The sequence below is a fragment of the Mucilaginibacter sp. genome (assembly GCF_965225845.1).
Taxonomy (GTDB): Bacteria; Bacteroidota; Bacteroidia; order Sphingobacteriales; family Sphingobacteriaceae; genus Mucilaginibacter.
On record NZ_CBDDBL010000002.1, the window covers coordinates 1,741,185 to 1,764,146 of the forward strand.

Below are 22,962 nucleotides of genomic sequence, written 5' to 3' on the forward strand. Positions count from 1 at the left end.
TATATTAATGTTTTTTACGATAACTTTTTGGCGATTTTGTTCTTGGTGATTTTGAATTTGGATTCTTTTTATCCCGTTCTGCCTTGAACTTGATCTTTTGGTTCAACGTTTTCTTTTCGTGGAAAGCACCTTTAAAATCAGGATCTTCCTTACGCTTTTGCATGTCGATCTCCCGTGCCTGATCCTGGCGTTCTTCATACGGCGTTTCTTCAATAAAAACATCCGGCGGAATTGGCGACACCGGTATGGTTTGCCTGATCAGTTTCTCAATCTTTTGCAGATAATATTCTTCGGATGGTGTACTGAATGTAATCGCCTCGCCTGATTGAAACGCACGTCCGGTTCTTCCAATACGGTGTACATAATCCTCAATTACTACAGGCACATCAAAATTGATCACATGGCTTACATCACTCACATCAATTCCTCGTGAAGCAACATCGGTAGCTACTAATATTTTCACCTCATCATTTTTAAATGAATTGATGCTGTTGATACGTGTATTTTGACCTTTATTGGCGTGAAGCACCTTTACTTCTTTCTCACCAAATTTCCGCAACAGGAATTTATATACATCCTCGGCAGCGGCACGGGTTTTACAAAAAACAATCAGTTTTTTAATATCATCCGGTTGATCTAACAAATTTTTAAGCAAGTTGATTTTCGTTTTAACATTCGGCACATGGTACAAAACCTGGTTTACCGTTTGTGCGGGAGTTGCCTGTGGAGTAACTTCGATAATTGTTGGAAACTCCAGGAAATTATTAGATAACTGGTGGATCTTATCCGACATGGTAGCTGAGAATAGCAGGTTTTGTCTTTTAACAGGCACAACTTCTAAAATTCGGTTGATCTGCGGCATAAAGCCCATATCCATCATTTTATCAGCCTCATCCAAAACCAATACCTGCAATGTTTTGGTGACTATGTGGCCCGCAAGGTAAATATCCATAAACCTACCCGGAGTGCCCACGATGATGTCAACTCCCTTGTTAATATTCTCGATCTGTGTCTTAGGGCCTAATCCACCATAAACAGATACGATCCGCAGATCGGTGTAAACTGCAAATTGCTTGGCATTCTCTTCAATTTGTATGGCTAACTCTCTGGTTGGCGCTATAATGATGGCTCTTGCGCTATCGCCCTGAGCGTATTTCAACCGCATAATGATAGGCAACATATACGCCGCGGTTTTACCGGTCCCCGTTTGCGCTATACCCATCACATCCTGCCCGTTCATGATCGGGGGGATAGCTTTTTGCTGTATGGGTGTAGCTTCGGTATAACCGGCATCGGCAATCGCGTTCAGTATTTGCCGGTTAAAATTAAAATCCTCGAATATTACAGCCATTCGGCAAAGATAGTGTTTTCTTTTAGTAGGAAAATCCTAAAGCTCACTACGACTTATTAGTTGAACTTAGCAATTAGAATAATCTATAATAATTTGATAGTTGTTAGTTGTAATTCTTTTGGTAGCTCCTCGACCCTTTAAATCGTTCTATTAAACCAATTAACATACCTGTTAAACAAATAGCGTAGAAAGCACCCCACAGCGGTATAATAATTTTATTTTTATCAACTTGTTTATTAAAACAATCAAATGTCATGTATTCCCATTTACCAGCATCTACAGCTACTACTTCAGAATTTGTTAAATAGCTATTTTGGGAGATATAAATTTTCACCATATCGCCGATTTTTACAGCATTCTTAAAATAACTGTAAGAAAAACAACTTGAACTGTAGTCACCTGTACTATAAGCTTTATTTCCTTCCGTTAAATATATGGTGTAGTGATGCTCTCCTTTTCCAAAAAATTCATGAATCCCATTAAAATGACCTGTAATGATATTAACATTCTTGTTATTGACATGCTTCGTTGTCACAGTATTTAACAATAAAATACCGTAACAAATAACTGCTATTAATATGATAATTTTTGTTGAGGTAGATTTTAACATTAATTCAGTTTTGAATTGGTAAGCAAATATAATTTGTGTAAGTATCAAATCAATACAATTCTATATTTAACATTTTAGGCATTTCAATCTATATTTGCATTATGTCATCCATCCTCATAAAATCCGCTACTATAGTTAACGAAAACAAACAATTTGTTGCCGATTTATTTATTAAAGATGGTTTTATTGAGCAGATCGACAAGCAGATAGACAAACCAGCAGACCAAATCATTAATGCGGAAGGATTACATTTACTCCCGGGTTGCATTGATGACCAGGTGCATTTTCGTGAGCCAGGTTTGACTTATAAGGCTGATATTCGTTCGGAGTCGCGTGCCGCGGTTGCCGGTGGTATTACATCCTTTATGGAGATGCCAAATACAGTGCCCAACACCTTAACACAGGAATTGCTTGAACAAAAATATGAGATCGGTAAACATAACTCATTGGCTAACTACTCGTTCTTTATGGGTGCGAGCAATGATAATATTGATGAGGTTTTGAAAACCGATACCACCAATGTTTGTGGTGTTAAGGTTTTTATGGGTTCATCAACCGGTAATATGCTGGTGGACAATCCTAAGACATTGGAAAACATTTTTTCAAACTCGCCGATGCTGGTTGCAACTCATTGTGAAGATGAGGCAACCATTCGAACTAACTTAGCGCATTATAAAGAGTTGCTGGGTGATAATATACCCGTAACATTGCATCCTATAATCCGTAGTGCCGAGGCTTGTTTCCTGTCATCATCAATGGCAGTTGAACTTGCCAAGAAATACAATACAAGGCTGCATATCCTGCATATATCTACCGAAAGAGAAACACATTTATTCAGCAACGAAATACCCTTAAAAGAAAAACGGATAACCGCTGAAGCTTGTATTCACCATTTGTGGTTTAGTGATAAGGACTACGAAACAAAGGGCAACCTGATCAAATGGAATCCTGCAGTTAAAACGGAAAACGACCGTGATGGCATTTTAAAAGCGGTATTAGACGGCCGTATCGATGTGATCGCCACCGACCATGCGCCACACACCATCGAAGAAAAAGCACTGCCTTATCTACAGGCACCATCCGGCGGCCCGTTAGTGCAACACGCTTTACCGGCTATGCTGGAACTTTATCACCAGGGCAAAATAACATTGGAACAGGTCGTTGAAAAAATGGCGCATAACGTGGCTATTTGTTTTCAAATAGAGAAACGAGGTTACATTCGCGAGGGTTATTGGGCCGATATAGTTTTGGTTGACCTGAACTCAAAATGGCAGGTAAATAAGAATAACATCCTATATAAATGCGGCTGGAGTCCGTTTGAAGGAACTATTTTTCAATCTAAAATAACTCACACTATTGTATCAGGTAATGTGGCCTACAGTAACAATAAGCTAAACGAAGGTATACCCGGTAAAAGGTTAAGTTTTACCAGGTAAACCTGTCAGTTTATTGCTAATGAAATTTTCATGCCGTTTTCAGCATCTGAACTGTACAGATCATAGTCATATGTATACTTTCTATTGATATCACTTGTCCAGATATGTTGCCATGCTGCACTAATTACCTCCGATAATTTATTTTTCAAAGAATAAACCTGGTATTTACCTGCCGATATTGATACAGCGGTAAACCTGTTACTAATATTTGCTAAAGAATTTACTTTGCATCCCAATATGGCAGTATATTTCCCGGTATGGTCTGTTTCATAATTGGTGTAAACACAATAAACGTCGTTTGATTCCCTGTTGGGAATGTGTTTTATCAGATTATCATCCATAAATTTAAACCAAAGGTCATCTATATCTTTTTTTGATTGCCCGTTTTGGTTAGTCGTACGTACGGCTATCCCGACAATGTAAAACCCATCCTGATCTATAATTTCTGTTTTCATGATTATATACTCTTAAGAATATCCTTTAAACCATCAAATATTGTTTTCCAGTTTTGCCCAGAGTGATCGGCAGCTTCCTGGTTTTTAATACCATCCTGGGTAATGGTTAATGTTGTAACACCACCAGCTTCATTAAGCTCATAAGTTACGTTGTGGTAATTCTCAGGCTTATCTTCCGTACCCGACATGCTGCTCCAATAGTTATATTTAAGCAGACGTGGTGCATCAATAGCTAATATCTTACCGCCATCCACATATTTATGGCCTTCCCATTCGCCGCTAAAGGTTATGCGGCTGCCTGGCTGCCAGTCGGATTGTAGATTTGTTCCAAAAAAATATAGTTTAACAATAGTAGGGTCGGTTAAGCCTTGCCAAACTTTTTCTATCGATGCATGAAAGGTGATTATTGTTTGTGATGTTAATGTTTCCATAATAGTATTTTGATTGTTATACCAAAATTACTACCGGCTGCTGACAACCCTATGTCAGCAGGAAATCGGGCTGATCAATTTTTTGCAGAATATTTTGTGTGATGGTTTTGATGCGTTCCTTTAAACTTTCAGGGTGCAATATTTCGGCGCTATCGGCAAACATAATATACCAGCGGGCAAAGCCCTCAAGCGATACCGTAAGAAAGGTCATTTCTATCAGATCGCCCAAATCTTTTTCGGATACAAATCCACTCCAGTACTTCTGATAACTTAACATTGGATAAACTTTTTTTTCAACCTTAATAATTACCATTTCCAATTGCTTTTCTTTAGCGGTTTGCGCTATGTAGGCTTTTAAGGTAGGGTGTTGCTTGTTGAACTTTTTATCTGTTGTGTTAAGGCATTTGATACGATCTATCCTGAAATTGCGATAATCCTTTCGCAAAAGGCAGTAAGCTATCAAATGCCAGTTAGTATCCATACAAAAAATGCCTACCGGCTCTATTTCGCGTTTGGTATCTTTTTGGCTGTGGTGTGCAAAATAGTCTATACTAAGCACGTTTTTTTGAAGGATGCTGTCAAGTATATTTTGGATATAATTATTGGCAGTTTGTTTGGGTTGTTGATTATTAATGATCACCTGGATGTTTGGATCGATATCCTCCAGCAGGTCTTTTTCGGCAGATCGCAATATCGCCTTGATCTTATACATAGCTGATTTATGGTTAGCGATGGTCGCAGCATCTGCTAATTGCTCCACAAATTTTTCTGCGGTTAAAAGTGCTGTTGCTTCCTCCTTGGTAAACATAACCGGCGACAAGCGATAACCATCCATAATAGAATAGCCCACTCCTGCTTCGCCAATTAGCGGAATGCCTGCTTCTTCAAGCGTTCTAACATCACGATAAACCGTTCGCAGGCTGATGTTGAACCGTTCGGAAATATCGCTTGCTTTCACAACCCTGCGCGATTGTAATTGAATAAGAATGGCAGATATGCGGTCGATACGGTTCATTATCTTCAATATTAAAGAAAATACACATAATTAAGGTATACATTTTACTAATTTTTATATTAGCGAAATGTATAGCCGTCGTAAATTTATCAAAGTAACAGCTGCAACTACGTCGTTGGCAGCCATTTCAAATTTAATTCTTGCAAAGCCGATCAGCAGAACAGAACCTGCCGGTTACCCAATCGTGATCTCAACCTGGAACTTTGGCATACAGGCCAACCAGGAAGCCTGGAAAACATTATCAGCCGGTGGCCGGGCTTTGGATGCTGTGGAAGCCGGAGTTCGCATACCGGAAGCTGATATGAAGAACCATACCGTCGGCCGTGCCGGTTACCCTGACCGTGATGGTCACGTAACGCTTGATGCCTGTATTATGGATGAGTTTGGAAATTGCGGTTCTGTAGCCGCGATGGAATATATCGCCCACCCAATATCTGTTGCGCGGCTGGTTATGGAGAAAACACCACACATTATGCTGGTTGGTGAAGGTGCCACCCAATTTGCTGTAGAACAGGGTTTTAAAAAGGAAAAATTACTTACGCCTGAATCAGAAAAAGCGTGGAAGGAATGGCTAAAGACCGCTAAATATTCTCCGGTAATGAATATTGAGAATCAGCAGCATACCCCAGGTGGACACTACAACCACGATACTATTGGCATGCTGGCTTTGGATGCTAAGGGAGATATATCGGGCGCTTGTACCACTAGCGGCATGGCTTTTAAAATGCACGGCCGGGTTGGTGATAGCCCGATCATCGGTGCCGGTTTGTTTGTTGATAACGAAGTTGGCGGAGCCACCTCAACAGGTGTTGGCGAAGAAGTGATCCGTAACGTAGGCAGTTTTTTAGTGGTGGAATTAATGCGCCAGGGTTACCATCCCGAGGATGCTTGCCGTATGGCTGTTGAACGTATCATAAAAAAGAAACCTGAAACTGCCAAGAACATACAGGTCGGCTTTTTAGCCATCAACAAAAAAGGTGAGCATGGTGCTTACGCTATACATAAGGGCTTTGAATACGCTGTTTGTAATGATAAAACCCAGGACTTGTTAATACCTGGCAAAAGCCATTATGAGTCGGTAGAGTATTAAAGTTCTTGCTGAAAAATACGGTTTACTGTATACCTTTGTTTTATGATCTCTCTTGAAGTTTGCGCTAATTCTATCAGTTCTGCATTAGCTGCCCAAAATGGTGGCGCTGTACGTGTAGAACTGTGCGATAATTTGAAGGAAGGTGGCACTACCCCATCGCCCGGACAAATTACCATGGCACGCAAGTTGTTGCATATTAAATTGTACGTATTGATCCGTCCACGTAGCGGCGATTTCCTCTACAACGATATTGAGTTTGAAACCATGCAAGCCGATATAAGATATTGTATTGAAGCCGGTTGCGATGGTATTGTTATAGGTATTCTTAAAGCTGATGGAACCATCGACAAAGAGCGTAACCTTGAATTAGTGCGCATGGCTAAACAGTTCAGTTTGGGTATTACCTTTCACCGGGCTTTTGATGTTTGTGCCGACCAATACCAGGCCCTTGAAGATGTAATTGAACTGGGTTGCGAACGCATCTTAACTTCCGGTGGTAAAAGCAGCGCGATTGAAGGGTCGGCAATGCTGGCGCATTTGGTTGACAAGGCTGCCGGGCGTATCAGTATTATGGCCGGTGCGGGAGTAAACGATCATAATGCTGCCGACCTGGTGCATTATACCGGTGTTCAGGAGATCCACGCGTCAGCACGTGGAATAGTACATAGCCAAATGCTATTTAAAAACGACCATATTGCCATGGGTGAAGTGATGCACGACGAATACAGTTTTGACCAGACCGATGCGGAAATTGTGAAAAAAATAATTGCTGCGGCTAATGCCTGAATGTACCACCAAACAGGTGACACAATTGATACATTTGAAATATTTTTAACCCCAAAAAACGCCCTTTTTGACCACAAAAACACGGTATTAGATCGAAAAAACGGCACTTTATCCCCGTTTTTAGCCTTAAAATGACCCGAAAATAGTCAAAAAGTATCACTAATGCTGATTTTTGACGAAAAAAACATTAAAAACCAACGTTTTTTATCTCAAAAAGCAGTGATTTATGCACTTTCTGTTTCATGTGCAAACACTTCATAACTCAGCATTATCTCACTTTCTTTTGGCTTTAATGCAAAAGAACCTAACCCGGAAAATAAAAAATTAAATTCTTTCACATGTTTTTCGCTTGAAATATCTGCGTAAGTTAAATGGAGTTTACAAATTGGAAAGTCATCCAATGCCATAAATGAATTTAGATTATTTTTTCTGTTTTTTATACTTAACCTTATAGCAATAAAATACAAAATCATATAAGGGAGTGGAAATTGTATTTGAAATTTACTGGCAGAGTCGTTATGAGATAATAAAATATCGCGCCGTCTTTTTACCTGATAGTAAGGCTGTCCCAAAACAATTTTATCTTTTATTCCATTTATATTAAGCTCTACAAATGGATTGTCGATGCCTTCTATTATTACAGGATTATTTTCATAATTCTTTTGCAGATAGGTTTGTATTTCTTTTAAATTGAAATCCCACTTAAACTCAATATTCTTTGCAACACCAACACCAATATTTACCATGTCAACAGACACATAATAGTTGATGCCTTCAGTCATTGCCTTGGCATTATTAGAGAAATCTAATGCATAACATTCTCCAGTATCTGTAACTCTTGAAAAGCCATAGAATATCGAATTGGTAAAAAAGACATCAGGTTTAATGCTTAAGTCGATTTGCTTCTGGAGTAACCGTTTATTTTCAATTACATCTTTTTGCTGAGAATTGTATGTTATGTACACTAATATTGTTGTAATTATACTGAATAATGTTCCAACAACTCCTCCAATAAACTCGCCAAGCACTCCAAAATAGTCCTTGTCTATATCTTTAAACCAAAGAATATGAGAATATCGATAATAAATTATTAGGGTTATTATTAATACTGTACATCCTGTTATCGCAAAGAAAATTAAAAGGCCAAATAAAAATTTTTGCATAGTTATCTTCATTTCTACCTAAAAAATACTCACCGGAACAATAAACTCAAACCTGTTCCTGCCCGTACCGCCATATAAATCAGGGTCAAGCAAGCGGTCATATCTAAAACCAAAGGAGATCGCCTCCTGGTTAAACCACTTGGTATCAAAATAAACCTCTAACCCCGTCGAATTAAAATTAGCCTTGAATTTAGATCCGTCTACATAAAAATCATTGGCGCGGGTATAATCATAAAAAGCGTTGCCCCTGACGCGCATAATGTATATGGTATTGGCTACGCCTGCATCAGGGTAAACGATCGGGAAGCTGTAATTAGCGCCAAGCTTGTTCATATTGTAATAGTTCTCTGCTGTATATCCCCTCGAAAATGGAAAGTTATTTGAATAATTGATCACGTTATTATCGCTGCCCTTCTGCTGGTAAGCGCCATTAAAAAATAAACTATGATTAAGAAACAAGCCAGGGAAATAAAAGTTGCCGGTCGCCAAAAACTGGGTTGAATTTTGACCGGTTACGGAGTTCTCAAATTGTAGTTGTATGCTTTGTGCAAAAGCAGGAAATATATTTTTTTGCGCCTGTAAGGTGCTGTTGTAAAAATTGAGGTAATTATACAGGTAAGAATAAGATGTGCCGTTAAGCAAAGCACGGTAAGCCTGCTGAAAACTATTGCTGCTGTAAACCAAATCGCTGCCTATTGATATCGAAGTAACGCTTTTTCCGCGGGTGAAATTGAAAGGGAGTTCGAAACCGGCCTGCACGCTGGTCTCGTTCCAATAAACATTGCTGCCGCGGTATAAAGCTCGCCGGTCTATAATATAATTTGCATTTGCCGTAACGTACGGAAACAAAGCGCCGTACAACGCATCAAAACCAAATTGCTTATAGCCTTCATCGCGGTTATAATTAAACAAAATGTCCGATTGGAAAGTATTCAGTACATTCTCACCCTGTATCTCCAATGTATAATTCGGGTCGTCAATATTCGGCACTAAACTATGGAAGTTAAACAAGTGATAAGCCTTATGATACTTCGTAATATCCATAGGTTTATTTTGTACCGATGCCAGTAAGTTGGTCGAGGAATCACGCGTTAAAGCCGATATATTAAAGTTCGGCAATGTACCGGGGATAGATCCGTTTGGCAACTGATCCCATTGAACGCATGAATTATCAATCTCGTGAATTTTGTACCCATAAGCCGTAAAACTAACCCAGGCCAGTTTCTTATCCGTAACAGATGTCTCATAATTCCCTATAAAGTAATGCAGCGAATCACCCTTCAATTCATACAATTTTTTACTTTTTAAATTGATAGCGAACAACCTATCGTTAATATCACTCGTTGCCGAAAAATAGACCGTATCGCCATGCAGATGCGGAAAAACGATAGGCTGATAAGTAAACGGCAGCAAGTATTTGGCATCCCCGGTTTTAATATTGATCACAGCAAGCGACATCTGCCCCCTGCTGTTCCTCACCCCCGCAACCAAATGATCCCGCCCATAAAACTTAGGATAGGTGTAAAACAAATGTTGTTTATTAGGCACCACGGCTAGTAAGCTACCTGTAGCAGCATCCAATAAATGCACATCACATTTACCCGATGTTGCTTCCTGTACCACAGCAATGGTTTTACCATCCGCGCTAAATGAGGGCGCGAAATATTTGCTGCTTTTGGTAAGGCGATGTTCCTTCCCAGTTTGTATGTCGAGTAAGATTAGTTCACTATAATCGCGGTAAGTCCAACGCAGATCCGGGCGGTAGCTGGCGTAGATGATCTTACCATCGTGGTAGTCAAAATAATTATCCAGCGAATAGCTGCGGGTACTGATCTTACGTTCTGTATTTCCCTCCCTGATTACAAAAACTGGTGTGTGATCATAACTGGTTTTAGTATAAATGAGCGTATGGTCATCAATATAAGCAGGATATTCCCTATCCGCGTCAAAATGTTTGTGTTTTAAAAATGGATGAATCGTAATTGCAGGATCGTACATCGTAACGATGTTTTTTCCTTGATTTTTGATAGAGTCTGCTTTACGTAATGAATCAATTGATTTCATATACGGCGCAAACTCAAACTGACTTCTAAAATAACTTAAAGCAGCCTCTCTAAATTGATCAAAATCCTTACCTGAATATTTCTCTATCGCCCGCTCAAAAGGGTAAAACCCACCTTTATAAGCCGCCGCGTCATGCGTAACCTTCTTCCAAAAATCATCGCCGTATTTTTCCCTCCCATAACTCACCATCATATAACCGAGCGGGTACCAATCCGGCGTATAATCCCTATATGATCCATTGCGGATCTTCATATAGCTATAATCAACCCCATCAGCCCACAAAGCCCTGAAACCATTAAAAAAGTAAGGCAGCCTCCCCCGTCCCTGTTCGCTCACATGTGTTTCGTTAAAAACCGCGTCACCCTCAAAAAGCCAGTTTGGTACAGCAAGGTCATTCGCTACTGCCTGTCCACCCTCGCCAAACAAAAACCGCATGGTTTTGGATAGGCCTACATCAAAATTATTGTACTGCTGCACATGCCTAAATTCATGTATAGCCAATTGCTCCGGCCACGGCAAACTGCCAATATCAAAACTATTCTGTTCCGGCGTTAAAAAAAACTCGCTCCTAAACGGTGCCAGCTGCACATAAGCATTTGTAATCGTCGTCTGGTTCTGCATTAAAATACTCACCTGCCTCTGTTTGTTGCCGATAGTTGGCTGTATAGCGCCGTTCATTTGAGTAACAATGTTGGCTACCCTAACACCCTCGGTATCCAACCCAACCGGGAAAATTACCTTAGCCGCCGGTGTATTCACCTGGTTCCATTTGATGGATGGCGGGTTACCGCCAAATTCCTGGGCTTTAGTGACCGTGATCATCAGTAATAAAATACTTATTATGAGGGGTATTATAGGTTTATTCATGCAGATGTGAAAGTAAACACAAAATATCAGAAATAGAATTTACAGCATTAGAGAATTTGAAGGTTAATTGTTTTGTTACAGAATACTACAATCTTCGTCACCATGTCATTGCGAACAAAGGCTGAGGGAAGCCCAGCGCGGCGAAGCAAACTCGTAGCTAATGCAAACTAACTTAAAAATTATCAACCAACCCTCTCTACCATGTCATTGCGAGCAAAGGCTTAGGAAAGCCCAGCGCGGCGAAGCAAACTCGTAGCTAATGCAAACTAACTTAAAAATTATCAACCAACCCTCTCTACCATGTCATTGCGAGCAAAGGCTTAGGAAAGCCCAGCGCGGCGAAGCAAACTCATCGCGTGCCGATGTTGCCAGATGCGCTCTTGAAGATTAATGGTAACACCATTATAGAAGGTTGTATTAGATTTATTGGTTACGATATAAACACGATATTGAGTGCTAGCCATTAACCAAATATTGTGAAAATATCAACCAAATAAAAGCGAAGTTAATTTACATATTATCTCAACCATGTTATTACGAGCAGGCCCGAGTAAAGCCCTGCGCGGCGAAGCAAACTCGTCGCTTGGTGAACATCTGCGCAGCTACGAGTTTGCTTCGCTCACACAACCCACTCCACAACCCGCTCGCAATGACATATTGTAGAATTGCGATGTGGTAATAACATATATACCCTAACAAATCCGAAACTCACATGACACATCATCTGCTAAAACTAAGTACATTTGCGGCTTGTTAACACAGTACCATGGCTAAAGTATCTATCAACCTGGCAACGGGTTCATTACAAAAAGAAGAAATCATTGTCGGCATCGATCTGGGCACTACCAACTCATTGGTGGCCTTCATCAACCAGGATAAACAACCACAGGTAATTAACGATCTGGGTAAAGGTGTTCTGGTACCATCTATCGTCCATTTCTCCGAAACAGGCGATATCACCGTAGGTAATGAAGCTAAAGAATACCTCACTACCGATCCGCATAACACCATCTTCTCTGTAAAAAGGTTATTAGGCCGTGCTTATAAGGACATTGAGAACTACAAAGACTTCTTCAGCTATAAAGTAATCGACGACAACACCGAAAGCCTGGTAAAAATAAAGGTTGGCGATAAATTCTATACCCCGATCGAACTTTCGGGCCTGATACTAAAAGAACTAAAAGCCCGTGCCGAGCATGCGCTAAAAACCCCGGTAAATCGTGCGGTAATCACAGTTCCGGCTTACTTTAACGATTCCCAGCGGCAGGCAACCCGCGATGCAGGCAAGTTAGCCGGACTCGATGTTCTTCGCATTGTAAACGAACCAACCGCCGCAAGTTTAGCCTACGGCATTGGCTTAAATCCCGAAGAAACAAAAACCATAGCCGTATATGATTTAGGCGGAGGTACATTTGATGTCTCCATCCTGCAGATCCAAAACGGCATCTTCGAGGTGTTAGCCACTAATGGCGATACTTTTTTAGGCGGTGATGATTTTGACCGTGCAATTGTTGATTACTGGATCGAAAAGAACCAGCTAAACAAAGCCGAGCTGATCGAAAACCACGAGCTTGCCCAGCAATTGCGCCTTAAAGCCGAAGAAACCAAAAAAGCATTTGCCCACCAGAATTTAGTAAATGATAAGATCGGTGATATTTGGTGTACACTGGATAAACAAATTTTTGAGTCGCTGATATTGCCTAAAGTGGAGCAAACTATACAGGCTTGCAGAAATGCCTTAAAAGATGCCGGTTTAACCGTTGATAAAATTGATGAGGTTGTGATGGTTGGTGGTTCAACCCGTACCGCTTTAGTTAAAAAAATGGTAGCCGATTTTTTCGGTAGGCCTGTACATGATGATGTTAACCCTGATGAAGTGGTTGCCTTAGGCGCTGCCATCCAGGCTGATATATTGGCCGGTAACCGCAGCGATATTTTATTGCTGGATGTTACCCCACTTTCTTTAGGTATTGAAACCATGGGTGGTTTGATGGATGTGATCATACCCCGTAACTCTAAAGTGCCAACCAAAGCCGGCAGGCAATACACTACCTCTATTGACGGACAGGTAAATATGAAGATCGCTGTTTACCAGGGCGAGCGCGACCTGATCAGTGAGAACCGCAAATTGGCAGAGTTCGATCTGAAAGGTATCCCATCCATGCCTGCAGGTTTCCCTAAGGTTGATATCAACTTTTTGCTGAACGCGGATGGTATTTTGACCATACAAGCTATTGAATTACGCTCCGGTGTAAAACAAGAGGTTGAAGTTAAGCCAGCCTATGGCATAACCGACGACCTGGTTGAGCAAATGTTGTTAGACAGTATTACCCATGCCAAAGATGACGTTGCCAAACGTATGCTGATCGAGGCCCGTACCGAAGGGGAGCAAATGGTATACACAGTAGAAGGATTTGTTCGTAAGCACGGAGAACATATCACCATTGAAGAGGCTGTAGAAACCAATAAATTAATTGAAGTATTAAAATCCTCACTCACAAGCGACGATAAAGATGCTATTCACAAAGCTATTGATGAATTGAATGAATTTACCCGCCCTTTTGCCGAACGCTTAATGGATCAGGCGATCAGTACGGCGATGAAGGGAAAGAGTATAGATGACGGAGTGGAGTAAAAATATTAAATCAAAATGCCATTCTGAGCAAGTTTGAGAATCTGTAAGTAGTTTACAACGTGCGGAATCTTCGTTTGCATAGAATGGCAAAAAAAATCCCCATTTCCGGGGATTTTCAATATTATAATTTGTCTATTTCTTCCTGTTCCTTCAAAGCCGAAATATTATTAGTCTTACTATAATTATCAGCTTGATTAGCAAAGTCTTCTAAAATAGAAGCTATCGTATCCAAATTATCTGCAACACGCTGGTGCATATCGGGCAGGTCTTTTTCAAGGCGTTTATCACCCAAATCAATATTGTCTACCTCAATTTTTCCTAATTTTTGTATGATGGCTTGCTGGCTGTTTTTCAAATCTTCCAATTCATGGACTATCTTTTCCATCAGCTCAAATTTTCTTATCTTATCCATAGTAGTATGTTTTAAATTATACTACTACAACTATGGGAAAGGAATTTTGTTTGAAAACGTTGTCATTTCGAATGAAGGCAGAGACTATCTGTTCATTAACCTAGCTACATATTTCCCGATAATATCAAACTCCAGGTTCACTACTGAGCCTTCGCATACATTCTGCAAATTAGTGTGCTCAAAAGTGTAAGGGATTATCGCTACAGAAAAACCATTAGCAGTAGAATTTACCACGGTTAAACTAATGCCATTCACACAAATTGAGCCTTTTTCAACCGTTACATTTCCGGTAGCATTATCATATTCAAAGGTGTACTCCCAACTGCCGTCAAGCTCTTTAAAACCAACGCATTTAGCGATTTGGTCAACGTGGCCCTGTACAATGTGGCCATCTAACCGGGCATTCATTTGCATGCAGCGCTCCAGGTTTACCAGGTCGCCGACTTTTAAATACCCGATGTTAGTTTTATTCAGCGTTTCTTCAATGGCGGTAACGGTATGTATACCATCCGCAATGGCAACAACAGTTAAACATACGCCGTTATGCGCAACAGATTGATCAATTTTTAGTTCCGCAGCAATGGCTGATTCAACAGTTATATGCAGATTGCCCTGGTCTTTTTGCAGATCGACAACCTTTCCTAATGTTTCTATAATTCCTGTAAACATGTTTCAAAACTAACTATTTGCGCTTATTTATGTTAATTGCATAACTAATATTACACTATGTCCACCAAACAAAGCGCGGGAATACTTTTATACAGAAATACAAATAACATTTTAGAGGTTTTCCTTGCCCATCCCGGTGGCCCTTTTTTCAAAAATAAAGATGAAGGCAGCTGGTCGATACCTAAAGGCGAATTCTTGGACGACGAAACACCGCTCGACGCTGCCAAACGTGAATTTGAGGAAGAGACCGGCCAACCCATCGATGGCGAGTTTATTTCATTAGGGTCGATCAGGCAGAAAAGCGGCAAAACTGTTTATGCATGGGCGGTTGAAGGTGACATCGACCACGAAACCATCTTCAGCAATACCTGCGAAGTGGAATGGCCTCCCCGATCCGGCAAAAAGATAACCATTCCTGAGATCGACCGTGCAGGATGGTTTAAGGTGGATGAGGCAAAGAAAAAGATCAACCCGGCGCAGGCGGAATTAGTAAACAGGTTAACAGATCTAATTTAATTTCCTGTTCTTTACCCAGTTACTGTTTTCGGCAATAAGAGTGTTATTATTGTTAATCTTCTTATTACCTAATAATTGTTCAACTAACAATGCGGCTATTAAAGCTTCTTCCTCATTGCCTGTTTGTAAAACTTTGGGATTAAAATATTTTTTTACAAAATGCGTATCAAAATTGCCTGATGTAAAAGCCTCGTGCTGCATCACAAATTTGCCGAATGCTAAAGTTGTAGTAATGCCGGTGATGTGATACTCGTCAATCGCCCTGATCATTCGCTCAATGGCTTCATTACGATCTTTTCCATAGGTGATCAGCTTGGCGATCATAGGATCGTAATAGATTGGGATCTCCATACCTTGCTCAAAGCCATCATCAACCCTTACGCCGGGGCCTTTCGGGGTAATGTAAGTTTGCAGGGTGCCAATATCCGGTAAGAAATTATTTGCCGGGTCCTCAGCATAAACACGCAATTCAATAGCATTGCCGTTTATTTCTAGGTCTTCCTGTTTAAAGCTGATAGCCTCACCCCTCGCAATGCGGATCTGTTCCTTCACCAAATCGATTCCCGTAATAAACTCTGTTACAGGATGCTCAACCTGCAAACGGGTGTTCATTTCTAAAAAGAAGAAATTCAACTGGTCATCCATAATAAATTCAACTGTTCCCGCGCCTGTGTAGTTAACAGAACGCGCAACATCTACCGCGCATTTACCCATCGCCTTTCGGATCTCCGGCGTTAACACTGATGATGGTGCTTCTTCTATTACTTTCTGATGCCTGCGCTGTACCGAGCAATCGCGTTCAAATAAATGGAGTATATTACCATGTGTATCGCCCAAAACCTGTATTTCAATATGTCGTGGGGATGATACATATCTTTCGATAAATACCGACCCATCGCCAAAGGCAGATGTGGCTTCTGATACCGCTAATTGCATTTGCTCTTCAAAATCAGCAACGCTATCCACAATACGCATACCCTTTCCGCCGCCCCCTGCCGCTGCCTTGATAAGGATTGGAAACCCAACCTCAACCGCGCGCTTTTTGGCCTCGTTAACGTCGTTAATGGCTTCTTCTGTTCCGGGTACCATGGGGATATCGTATTTCATGGCTGCAGCTTTTGCGGATAATTTATTACCCATTACCTCCATTGCTTCGGGTGAAGGTCCGATCAATATCAATCCTGCTTCGCGGACTTGCCTGGCGAATGCAGCATTTTCTGATAAAAAACCATAGCCGGGATGTATCCCTTCGGCGCCTGTTTGTTTGCAGGCTGAAATTATCTTGTCACTTGCTAAATAGGATTGATTGGATGGTGCCTCGCCAATATGCACAGCTTCATCGGCATAGCGAACGTGTAACGCGTCGCGGTCGGCATCTGAATAAACAGCGACTGTTTTTATACCCATTTCGCGCGCAGAGCGCATTATCCTTAAAGCTATTTCGCCGCGATTGGCAACCAATATTTTTTGCATGCAAAACAAATGTAACAGATTTTACTATTCGTCGTACAGAAAATTAATGCGGTCATATATCTATTAAAATAACATTCTTGCCCCAAGTTTGTAATATACTTATGCGATGCGTTTTGAATTTTTACTTTTGATTTTTGAATTCGATTATCATGTTCCAAACTTACGAAACCGAACTCCGTGTACGCCCCGATGATATTGACATGTACAACCATGTACATAACAGCCGCTATTTTGATTATGTGATGGCTGCCCGTTACGACCAAATGGAGCGTTGTTACGGTTTGGGTATGGATAAATTTATAGAGCGTGGTTTTGGCTGGCTGGTACGTGGTGTGGCAATGGACTTTAAGCGCGCTTTAAAAATGAGCGAATATTTTTTAGTGCGTACAAGTGTTGACAGTATTGACGCAAAAAAATGTCGGGTAAACTTTTCTATCGTAAGCAAAGCCACAAAAAAAATATGCTGCGATGGTTGGTTTGATTTTGTGATGATAGATATGGTAACCGGCAAGGGTATCGCCATTCCGCAGGATGTTATCGAACATTATGTGGCAAGCAAGGTTTGTGATTAAAATAAATCTAATCTCTTTCTGAATTTTAAGCTGTTACTTGACCTGCTGATTATATTTCAATTCCAAAAGCCTGTAAAGTTGATCGATATTTAAATTTTGGGCTACTATATATTTCTCACTATTAATCACTAAAATAACGGGAAGTTTGCAATATCATAAAGTTGTAAATAGTGTAACATACCCTGGTCGGCTATAGTTTTTTCCTGTTCTTTGGTTTGATATGCAAATATCCAATCAGCACTCAGGTGCTTATCCTTTATAAAATCTTTCATTTCTTTTAATGAAGCATCATTTACATTAACGCAAAAAATCCTAACGCCTAATGCAGTTAATTTCGCTTTGTAATACTATCTATACGGGGTAATTCTTTTGGCAATGCGGGCAGGTAGGATCCCAGAAAAATAAATATTTTGCGCTATCGACCAGGATTGGCCCTTTTGCCATAATATCCGCCAATGTAAACCGCGCAATTTTTGTAAGGAGAAAGTTTTACAGCAATGTCATGTGTTGATTAGTTTGAGAAAATACAATTATTGTACAAATGAAACAAATAAAAATCAATGAAAAATATCGCATGCAAACAAGGTATAAAATTGATATTTATTTAAGTGTAAGTATTTCAATTATTTAGCCTAATTGATCAGGATCACCCTGTCTGTAAAGCAAAAATTCATAAAATAAACTGTATTAAAAAAACCGGTATATAACCGGTTAATTGTATCAGCATAAATGCCCAAGGATAAATTAAGGCAAATACTTATGGATTCATCCGGTTAAAATAGTCGGCGATGGTTGCGTTATTTGCTTCGGTTCTTGAGGCACTGGTGCCAAAGGTGAGTTCTACTTTACCTTCCTGCAGTTGTTTAAATATCGACTCCACAAAATCGCTTACGGCAGGATGCTCATCATGAATACCTTTACCGCCCAAATCGGTATTTAAAGCCGGTGGGATGATCTCAATTACTTCGGTATTGGTTGATTTGAGCTGATGCCTTAATGATAGTGTAAACGAGCGCATAAATGCCTTGGTTGCGCAATATACCGGAACTCTGGATAGCGGCACAAATGCCAGGCCCGAGGTGACATTCATAATTGTATTTAAGTTTTTAAGTTTTAAAAATAACTGACTTAATTGGATAGGCGCGTTTATGTTAATAGAAATTTCGCTTTCAGCCTTTTCATAAAAATCATCATCGGCAATACCCATCCAGTTTTGGATGCCGGCATTGTTAACCAACACGTTCAAATCCGGGTGATTTTCCATAACCCAGTTGAAAAGCCCGATGCGCTCTTCTTCATTGGAAATATCGCATATCTTAGTGATTACAGCCGGAAATTTTTCGTGAGCTTTAATTAAAATGTCTTCCCGCCTGCCGCAAATGATTACGGTGTTATTTTCCTTTAAAAATCGTTCAGTTAATCCTAAGCCAATGCCGGATGCGCCACCTGTAATCAGGATCTTGTTGTTTGATAAATTCATGTTGAAGTATGTATAATTAGTTGTTATAGTATTGTTCTGCCAGTTCAGTCGGCGTTAGCCCGAACAGTTTTTTAAAAGCATATGAAAAGTGAGATAATGCTTCAAAACCCAGTTCCAGATAAATTTTTGATGCTTTTTCCCCTTTTTTACCAATCAAAAAATAGGCTTCCTGTAATCGCTTTTGTATTAACCAGCGATTGGGCGTTTGGTTGAAGATCATTTTAAAATCGCGCTTAAAAGCTGACAAACTGCGCCCGGTTAAATATGCAAACCGCTCAACGCTTACATTAAATTTGTAATTGCGGTTCATAAACTCTTCCAGGTTTATTTTTTCGGGCCGGGCAAAGTCAAAAAGTAAGCCAGCCAGTTCAGGTTGATCTTGGAGCAGGATGATGAGTAATTCCTCATATTTCAAATTTTCAAATGCTTCGTCAATTTTTCCTGTACTATCGCAATAAGGCCTTAACGAGTGAATAAAATCGGGAATTAGTACAGTAGGTTTTATTTTTATAAAGGTATCTTCGGGATTAAACCTATCTGCCTCTATTTTATGTTTTTGCTGAAACTCCCTCAAGAGACTTTCTTCATAGCAAAAAATCATCCTCTCAAACTCCCCGCCTCCCTTTTCAACATAATATCTGGCAAGGCGGTTTTTTCGGGCAAGGAAAAATTCACCTGCTTTAAAAGTATAACTTTTATCGCCGTCATAACAACGTATAGATCCGGCAGTAGCGTAAATAAAAACATGGTCGGGGATAAATTGCTCCAACGAAACTTCAGTTTCTACTACAGAAGGTGTTATACAATTCATTTTATAATACCCAGTTTTATCATACTTTCCATCGATGCTGTAATAGCTTCTTCTTTATTTGCAATTGGTGTCCAGCCCAAAACTTTTTTAGCTTTGGTATTGCTCACCCTGCGGTTTATTTTTAAAAATAAAAGCGCCTGTTTAGCCTGCGGATTAAACAAAGCTGCGACTTTTAAAATCCAATCGGGCATTTTTTGGGTAGAAACTTTTTGCGAGACAGCCGGAAATTTATTTTTTAGCAGTGTAGCTATTCCGGGCATCGGCATTTCACCATCTGCCGATGCGATAAAACGTTGTCCATTGGCTTCGGGAATGGTCATGGCGCGGATGTGAAGATCGGCCACATCCCTGATGTCAACTACGTTCAAACTGAAATTTGGGATTGCCTTCCAGCTACCGCTCAATAATAAAGTTATTAAATTAAAGCTGGGCGATTTACCCGGCCCTAATGCCGGCCCGAAAATAGCTACCGGGTTTATTACGGCTAACTCTAAATCATTTCCTTCTTTTTTTATAAAATCCCAGGCTGCACGCTCGGCCAGTACTTTAGATTTTTCGTAGGCTGATAACCCTTTTTCGTTTGGGTCTGTCCAGTCAGCTTCGGTTGTTTCGCGGTTACGGTCTTTATTACTAAAGCCTAGCGCACCAAAGCTTGAGGTTAACACCACGCGTTTTACGCTGGCATCTCGGGCGGCTTTTAATACACGAAGCACGCCATCCACAGCAGGACGGATTATTGCCTCTTCGTCTGTTGATTCTGTATGCGTTGGCGATGCAATATGTAATACATAGGTGCAATCCTGTATAGCTTGAGCCCAATTATCATCTTTGTTAAGATCGGCTTCAACAAAAGATAACTCCCCAAAAGAAGTGATCCCGCCATTTTTTAATAATGTGATCACCTCATCTTTTTTATTGAGCGAACGGATAGTGGTTTTTACCTGGTATCCTTTTTGCAACAATTGTAGAATACAATTTGCGCCGACAGCGCCTGTGCCACCTGTAACTAAAACCATTTCTAAATTTTTCATATGCGTTATATTTACAGCACAAAGTTCCATACAAAAAGCTATCTCAGCTTTCTTCAAAGGTCCAATTTTACTTTAGTGAAAGGTCCAAGCTGATCAAGCGAAAGCTTAAATAACGCTGAATAATTAGGTGAATATTACTTTTTCATCTACTTTTAAATTTTAAAATCAGCCAAATTGCAGGGAAATATTAAAAATAAAGAATTACTGATTGCCTACATGAGCACAGCCTTTGCTTTAACCAGCGAAGAAATTGAACAACTTATAAAGGTATTTTCTGAACGAAGTATTAAAAAACGCGGCTTCATTTTGCACCAGGGCGATTTTTGCAGGCATTTTACCTTTGTTATTTCGGGATGTTTTAAAATGTATGCCATTGACAGTAATGGCAAAGAGTTTAACCTGGAATTTGCAGCTGAAAATGATTGGATAACTGACCTCAATAGTTTTTATGATGAAAAACCGGCCAATGTTTATATTGAAGCGATAGAGCCATCGGTCATTTTACAAATAACCAGGTCCGATCTGATTCATTTTTACAGCAATTACCCCAAATTCAATAGCACATTCCGCATTATCATCGAACGAAAGTATATGGAGCTGCAAAACCGGGTACTTCAAAATATAAGCGCCACGGCCGAAGAACGCTACAGCAATTTCTTGCATCAATATCCCAAATTGGCTTCGCGGCTACCCAACACGCAGATCGCATCTTACCTGGGCATTACGTCTGAATTTTTAAGCAAGATCAGGAAAGACCTTGCCCACAAACGCTAAACCCTTAATATATCTTAAGGGTATTTATTAAGATTGCTTATTGGTGGCTGATGCCGACTATCCGGACATTTGTATTGTTATAAAACAATACAAAATGGATGAATTAATGAAAGCAGTTGTACTGGTAAACGATATGTTAACCGTACAAAATATTACAAAACCAACCTTGGCGGAACCCGGTCACCTGGTAGTTAAGATGGATTCCTCTGCCATCAACTCCGGCGATAAGTTTTTCCTTAAACACCCAACGCCTCCCGGAATGGTAAAAAGCCTTTACGATGTAAAAGGCGTGTCCGGCGCAGGTGAAGTGTTGCAAATTGGCGAAGGGGTGCCGGAAGAATTCCTGGGTAGGAATGTCGCTTTTTATCGCCAATTAAAATACAGCGAAAGCGTTGTTGGTGCCTGGAGTGAATATTCGCAGGTGCATTATTTGGATTGCGTTATCCTGCCTGATAATGCAATCCCCGAAGAATATTCAGGATCGATAGTAAATAGCATCACCCCATACGGTTTTTTAAAGCAAATTATTGATGAAGGGCACAAAGGCATCATCAGCACCGCAGGTAATTCAGCTACAGGCATTGCCCAGTTGGCATTTTGTTTAACTTATGATTTCCCGTTGATCTCCATTGTACGTACTGAAGACAGCCGCAAGGAAATGGAATCGCTTGGTGCAAAAAACGTCGTAGTACAAAGCGACCCGGATTTTTCCATCCAATTGAGTTACCTATCGCAAACATTAAGCGCAACAGCTATTTTTGATGGCGTTGGTGGCGATATCCTCAATAAAATACTAAACGTGATTCCCTGGGGCTCGGTGATCTACACGTATGGTTATATTGGTGATAAGGTGCCGTTTGCGTTTCATACCAGCACATTATCCCTCAAAAATATCATTATCAAACCTTTTTCAAATCTTAAAACGCCAACTGTTCAGGATGCGGGTAAACTGGAGCAGGCAATGAAAGAAATAGGAAGCCTGATCCACATGCCTCATTTTAAAACTAAGATCGGTAAGAAATTCCGTTTAGAGGAGATCAATGACGCGATAGCTTATAGTGGTGAAAGTGGTAAAAAGGCAGTTTTATACCATGGATAATATTACTCTTGCCTTAAAGCCTGGGCAGCTATCTCTTGCCGAAAGATAGATCTCATTTAAATCGCACAAGCCATCCTGATCGCGCACAGAAGCATATCCCGAACTCATGATATTGAGTCCGGGATATATTTTTTCAATAATAGCCGGGTCGCTTTGGAAATGGGTGCACTGCCCGCAGCTTGGACCGGTGTTATCTTTTTGTATGAAATCGAAAATATTCAT

The 22,962-nt window shown here is 40.3% G+C and carries 24 protein-coding genes; 8 read left to right on the forward strand and 16 right to left on the reverse strand.

Going from position 1 to position 22,962, the window contains the following annotated elements:
- Positions 1 to 4: 4 nt before the first annotated feature.
- Together ACYZ0U_RS11695 and ACYZ0U_RS11700 are read right to left on the reverse strand one after the other, a co-directional pair.
- Positions 5 to 1,351, reverse strand: coding sequence for a DEAD/DEAH box helicase (locus tag ACYZ0U_RS11695; RefSeq protein WP_461452411.1), 1,347 nt, complete (start codon positions 1,349 to 1,351; stop codon positions 5 to 7).
- Between the two features lie 103 nt (positions 1,352 to 1,454).
- Complete coding sequence (locus ACYZ0U_RS11700; RefSeq protein ID WP_461452413.1) at positions 1,455 to 1,961, reverse strand: hypothetical protein; 507 nt, start codon at positions 1,959 to 1,961, stop codon at positions 1,455 to 1,457.
- A gap of 101 nt (positions 1,962 to 2,062) precedes the next feature.
- Here ACYZ0U_RS11700 and ACYZ0U_RS11705 point away from each other — a divergent pair, with 101 nt between their 5' ends.
- On the forward strand, positions 2,063 to 3,397 hold the full coding sequence (locus tag ACYZ0U_RS11705; RefSeq protein WP_461452415.1) for a dihydroorotase: 1,335 nt from the start codon (positions 2,063 to 2,065) through the stop codon (positions 3,395 to 3,397).
- 5 nt (positions 3,398 to 3,402) lie between these two features.
- On the opposite strand, the gene ACYZ0U_RS11710 is transcribed toward ACYZ0U_RS11705, so the two are convergent.
- Genes ACYZ0U_RS11710 through ACYZ0U_RS11720 form a run of 3 tightly spaced genes read right to left on the reverse strand, consistent with a single transcriptional unit; the run spans position 3,403 to position 5,298 of the window.
- Positions 3,403 to 3,852: a GyrI-like domain-containing protein gene (locus tag ACYZ0U_RS11710; protein ID WP_461452417.1), complete on the reverse strand. Its 450-nt coding sequence runs from the start codon at positions 3,850 to 3,852 to the stop codon at positions 3,403 to 3,405.
- A gap of 2 nt (positions 3,853 to 3,854) precedes the next feature.
- Complete coding sequence (locus ACYZ0U_RS11715; protein WP_461452419.1) at positions 3,855 to 4,283, reverse strand: SRPBCC family protein; 429 nt, start codon at positions 4,281 to 4,283, stop codon at positions 3,855 to 3,857.
- Between the two features lie 49 nt (positions 4,284 to 4,332).
- Positions 4,333 to 5,298, reverse strand: a complete 966-nt coding sequence (locus ACYZ0U_RS11720) for a helix-turn-helix transcriptional regulator (protein ID WP_461452421.1) — start codon at positions 5,296 to 5,298, stop codon at positions 4,333 to 4,335.
- Positions 5,299 to 5,365: 67 nt separating this feature from the next.
- Here ACYZ0U_RS11720 and ACYZ0U_RS11725 point away from each other — a divergent pair, with 67 nt between their 5' ends.
- Both ACYZ0U_RS11725 and ACYZ0U_RS11730 read left to right on the forward strand, forming a co-directional pair.
- Positions 5,366 to 6,388 carry a N(4)-(beta-N-acetylglucosaminyl)-L-asparaginase gene (locus ACYZ0U_RS11725; protein ID WP_461452423.1) on the forward strand — a complete coding sequence of 341 codons (1,023 nt, stop codon included), beginning with the start codon at positions 5,366 to 5,368 and terminating at the stop codon, positions 6,386 to 6,388.
- Positions 6,389 to 6,430: 42 nt separating this feature from the next.
- Complete coding sequence (locus ACYZ0U_RS11730) at positions 6,431 to 7,174, forward strand: copper homeostasis protein CutC (RefSeq protein WP_461452424.1); 744 nt, start codon at positions 6,431 to 6,433, stop codon at positions 7,172 to 7,174.
- A 224-nt stretch (positions 7,175 to 7,398) separates the two neighbouring features.
- Here the strand turns inward: ACYZ0U_RS11730 and ACYZ0U_RS11735 are convergent, their stop codons facing one another.
- The 3 genes from ACYZ0U_RS11735 to ACYZ0U_RS11745 form a co-directional block, all read right to left on the reverse strand.
- Positions 7,399 to 8,337, reverse strand: coding sequence for a hypothetical protein (locus ACYZ0U_RS11735; protein ID WP_461452426.1), 939 nt, complete (start codon positions 8,335 to 8,337; stop codon positions 7,399 to 7,401).
- An 18-nt stretch (positions 8,338 to 8,355) separates the two neighbouring features.
- Positions 8,356 to 11,223 carry a TolB family protein gene (locus ACYZ0U_RS11740; RefSeq protein ID WP_461452428.1) on the reverse strand — a complete coding sequence of 956 codons (2,868 nt, stop codon included), beginning with the start codon at positions 11,221 to 11,223 and terminating at the stop codon, positions 8,356 to 8,358.
- A 365-nt stretch (positions 11,224 to 11,588) separates the two neighbouring features.
- Entirely contained in the window at positions 11,589 to 11,732 is a 144-nt protein-coding gene (locus ACYZ0U_RS11745) for a GIY-YIG nuclease family protein (protein WP_461452430.1), read from the reverse strand.
- Positions 11,733 to 12,034: 302 nt separating this feature from the next.
- Between ACYZ0U_RS11745 and hscA the strand changes: the two genes are divergently transcribed.
- Positions 12,035 to 13,903: a Fe-S protein assembly chaperone HscA gene (hscA, locus tag ACYZ0U_RS11750; protein ID WP_461452432.1), complete on the forward strand. Its 1,869-nt coding sequence runs from the start codon at positions 12,035 to 12,037 to the stop codon at positions 13,901 to 13,903.
- A gap of 121 nt (positions 13,904 to 14,024) precedes the next feature.
- On the opposite strand, the gene ACYZ0U_RS11755 is transcribed toward hscA, so the two are convergent.
- Together ACYZ0U_RS11755 and ACYZ0U_RS11760 are read right to left on the reverse strand one after the other, a co-directional pair.
- Complete coding sequence (locus ACYZ0U_RS11755; RefSeq protein WP_461452434.1) at positions 14,025 to 14,315, reverse strand: hypothetical protein; 291 nt, start codon at positions 14,313 to 14,315, stop codon at positions 14,025 to 14,027.
- Positions 14,316 to 14,399: 84 nt separating this feature from the next.
- On the reverse strand, positions 14,400 to 14,984 hold the full coding sequence (locus ACYZ0U_RS11760; RefSeq protein ID WP_461452436.1) for a riboflavin synthase: 585 nt from the start codon (positions 14,982 to 14,984) through the stop codon (positions 14,400 to 14,402).
- 57 nt (positions 14,985 to 15,041) lie between these two features.
- Here ACYZ0U_RS11760 and ACYZ0U_RS11765 point away from each other — a divergent pair, with 57 nt between their 5' ends.
- Positions 15,042 to 15,500 carry an NUDIX domain-containing protein gene (locus ACYZ0U_RS11765; RefSeq protein WP_461452438.1) on the forward strand — a complete coding sequence of 153 codons (459 nt, stop codon included), beginning with the start codon at positions 15,042 to 15,044 and terminating at the stop codon, positions 15,498 to 15,500.
- On the opposite strand, the gene accC is transcribed toward ACYZ0U_RS11765, so the two are convergent.
- Positions 15,492 to 16,973, reverse strand: a complete 1,482-nt coding sequence (gene accC / locus ACYZ0U_RS11770; protein WP_461452440.1) for an acetyl-CoA carboxylase biotin carboxylase subunit — start codon at positions 16,971 to 16,973, stop codon at positions 15,492 to 15,494. The two genes, ACYZ0U_RS11765 and accC, sit on opposite strands and share 9 nt — an antisense overlap.
- 149 nt (positions 16,974 to 17,122) lie before the next feature.
- On the opposite strand from accC, the gene ACYZ0U_RS11775 reads away from it, so the two are divergent.
- Entirely contained in the window at positions 17,123 to 17,545 is a 423-nt protein-coding gene (locus tag ACYZ0U_RS11775) for an acyl-CoA thioesterase (protein WP_461452442.1), read from the forward strand.
- A 128-nt stretch (positions 17,546 to 17,673) separates the two neighbouring features.
- On the opposite strand, the gene ACYZ0U_RS11780 is transcribed toward ACYZ0U_RS11775, so the two are convergent.
- From ACYZ0U_RS11780 to ACYZ0U_RS11795, 4 genes are all read right to left on the reverse strand, one after another.
- Positions 17,674 to 17,817, reverse strand: coding sequence for a hypothetical protein (locus tag ACYZ0U_RS11780; RefSeq protein ID WP_461452444.1), 144 nt, complete (start codon positions 17,815 to 17,817; stop codon positions 17,674 to 17,676).
- Positions 17,818 to 18,302: 485 nt separating this feature from the next.
- Positions 18,303 to 19,025: an SDR family oxidoreductase gene (locus tag ACYZ0U_RS11785; protein WP_461452445.1), complete on the reverse strand. Its 723-nt coding sequence runs from the start codon at positions 19,023 to 19,025 to the stop codon at positions 18,303 to 18,305.
- A gap of 16 nt (positions 19,026 to 19,041) precedes the next feature.
- Positions 19,042 to 19,836, reverse strand: a complete 795-nt coding sequence (locus tag ACYZ0U_RS11790; protein WP_461452447.1) for a helix-turn-helix domain-containing protein — start codon at positions 19,834 to 19,836, stop codon at positions 19,042 to 19,044.
- Entirely contained in the window at positions 19,833 to 20,867 is a 1,035-nt protein-coding gene (locus tag ACYZ0U_RS11795; protein WP_461452449.1) for an SDR family oxidoreductase, read from the reverse strand. The genes ACYZ0U_RS11790 and ACYZ0U_RS11795 overlap by 4 nt, the downstream gene beginning before the upstream one ends.
- 216 nt (positions 20,868 to 21,083) lie before the next feature.
- Here ACYZ0U_RS11795 and ACYZ0U_RS11800 point away from each other — a divergent pair, with 216 nt between their 5' ends.
- Both ACYZ0U_RS11800 and ACYZ0U_RS11805 read left to right on the forward strand, forming a co-directional pair.
- Positions 21,084 to 21,641, forward strand: coding sequence for a Crp/Fnr family transcriptional regulator (locus ACYZ0U_RS11800; RefSeq protein WP_461452451.1), 558 nt, complete (start codon positions 21,084 to 21,086; stop codon positions 21,639 to 21,641).
- Positions 21,642 to 21,735: 94 nt separating this feature from the next.
- Positions 21,736 to 22,740: an MDR/zinc-dependent alcohol dehydrogenase-like family protein gene (locus tag ACYZ0U_RS11805; protein WP_461452453.1), complete on the forward strand. Its 1,005-nt coding sequence runs from the start codon at positions 21,736 to 21,738 to the stop codon at positions 22,738 to 22,740.
- Here the strand turns inward: ACYZ0U_RS11805 and ACYZ0U_RS11810 are convergent.
- Complete coding sequence (locus tag ACYZ0U_RS11810; RefSeq protein ID WP_461452455.1) at positions 22,726 to 22,962, reverse strand: hypothetical protein; 237 nt, start codon at positions 22,960 to 22,962, stop codon at positions 22,726 to 22,728. The two genes, ACYZ0U_RS11805 and ACYZ0U_RS11810, sit on opposite strands and share 15 nt — an antisense overlap.

Coding starts and splice junctions, on each gene's coding strand:
- hscA (WP_461452432.1), top strand. CDS start 12,035: ATGGCTAAAGTATCTATCAACCTGGCAACGGGTTCATTACAAAAAGAA.
- ACYZ0U_RS11725 (WP_461452423.1), top strand. CDS start 5,366: ATGTATAGCCGTCGTAAATTTATCAAAGTAACAGCTGCAACTACGTCG.
- ACYZ0U_RS11790 (WP_461452447.1), bottom strand. CDS start 19,836: ATGAATTGTATAACACCTTCTGTAGTAGAAACTGAAGTTTCGTTGGAG.
- ACYZ0U_RS11805 (WP_461452453.1), top strand. CDS start 21,736: ATGGATGAATTAATGAAAGCAGTTGTACTGGTAAACGATATGTTAACC.
- ACYZ0U_RS11720 (WP_461452421.1), bottom strand. CDS start 5,298: ATGAACCGTATCGACCGCATATCTGCCATTCTTATTCAATTACAATCG.
- ACYZ0U_RS11755 (WP_461452434.1), bottom strand. CDS start 14,315: ATGGATAAGATAAGAAAATTTGAGCTGATGGAAAAGATAGTCCATGAA.
- ACYZ0U_RS11740 (WP_461452428.1), bottom strand. CDS start 11,223: ATGATCACGGTCACTAAAGCCCAGGAATTTGGCGGTAACCCGCCATCC.
- ACYZ0U_RS11710 (WP_461452417.1), bottom strand. CDS start 3,852: ATGAAAACAGAAATTATAGATCAGGATGGGTTTTACATTGTCGGGATA.
- accC (WP_461452440.1), bottom strand. CDS start 16,973: ATGCAAAAAATATTGGTTGCCAATCGCGGCGAAATAGCTTTAAGGATA.
- ACYZ0U_RS11800 (WP_461452451.1), top strand. CDS start 21,084: ATGAGCACAGCCTTTGCTTTAACCAGCGAAGAAATTGAACAACTTATA.
- ACYZ0U_RS11705 (WP_461452415.1), top strand. CDS start 2,063: ATGTCATCCATCCTCATAAAATCCGCTACTATAGTTAACGAAAACAAA.
- ACYZ0U_RS11700 (WP_461452413.1), bottom strand. CDS start 1,961: ATGTTAAAATCTACCTCAACAAAAATTATCATATTAATAGCAGTTATT.
- ACYZ0U_RS11765 (WP_461452438.1), top strand. CDS start 15,042: ATGTCCACCAAACAAAGCGCGGGAATACTTTTATACAGAAATACAAAT.
- ACYZ0U_RS11780 (WP_461452444.1), bottom strand. CDS start 17,817: ATGAAAGATTTTATAAAGGATAAGCACCTGAGTGCTGATTGGATATTT.
- ACYZ0U_RS11730 (WP_461452424.1), top strand. CDS start 6,431: ATGATCTCTCTTGAAGTTTGCGCTAATTCTATCAGTTCTGCATTAGCT.
- ACYZ0U_RS11745 (WP_461452430.1), bottom strand. CDS start 11,732: ATGGCTAGCACTCAATATCGTGTTTATATCGTAACCAATAAATCTAAT.
- ACYZ0U_RS11785 (WP_461452445.1), bottom strand. CDS start 19,025: ATGAATTTATCAAACAACAAGATCCTGATTACAGGTGGCGCATCCGGC.
- ACYZ0U_RS11695 (WP_461452411.1), bottom strand. CDS start 1,351: ATGGCTGTAATATTCGAGGATTTTAATTTTAACCGGCAAATACTGAAC.
- ACYZ0U_RS11795 (WP_461452449.1), bottom strand. CDS start 20,867: ATGAAAAATTTAGAAATGGTTTTAGTTACAGGTGGCACAGGCGCTGTC.
- ACYZ0U_RS11775 (WP_461452442.1), top strand. CDS start 17,123: ATGTTCCAAACTTACGAAACCGAACTCCGTGTACGCCCCGATGATATT.
- ACYZ0U_RS11735 (WP_461452426.1), bottom strand. CDS start 8,337: ATGCAAAAATTTTTATTTGGCCTTTTAATTTTCTTTGCGATAACAGGA.
- ACYZ0U_RS11715 (WP_461452419.1), bottom strand. CDS start 4,283: ATGGAAACATTAACATCACAAACAATAATCACCTTTCATGCATCGATA.
- ACYZ0U_RS11760 (WP_461452436.1), bottom strand. CDS start 14,984: ATGTTTACAGGAATTATAGAAACATTAGGAAAGGTTGTCGATCTGCAA.
- ACYZ0U_RS11810 (WP_461452455.1), bottom strand. CDS start 22,962: ATGAATATTTTCGATTTCATACAAAAAGATAACACCGGTCCAAGCTGC.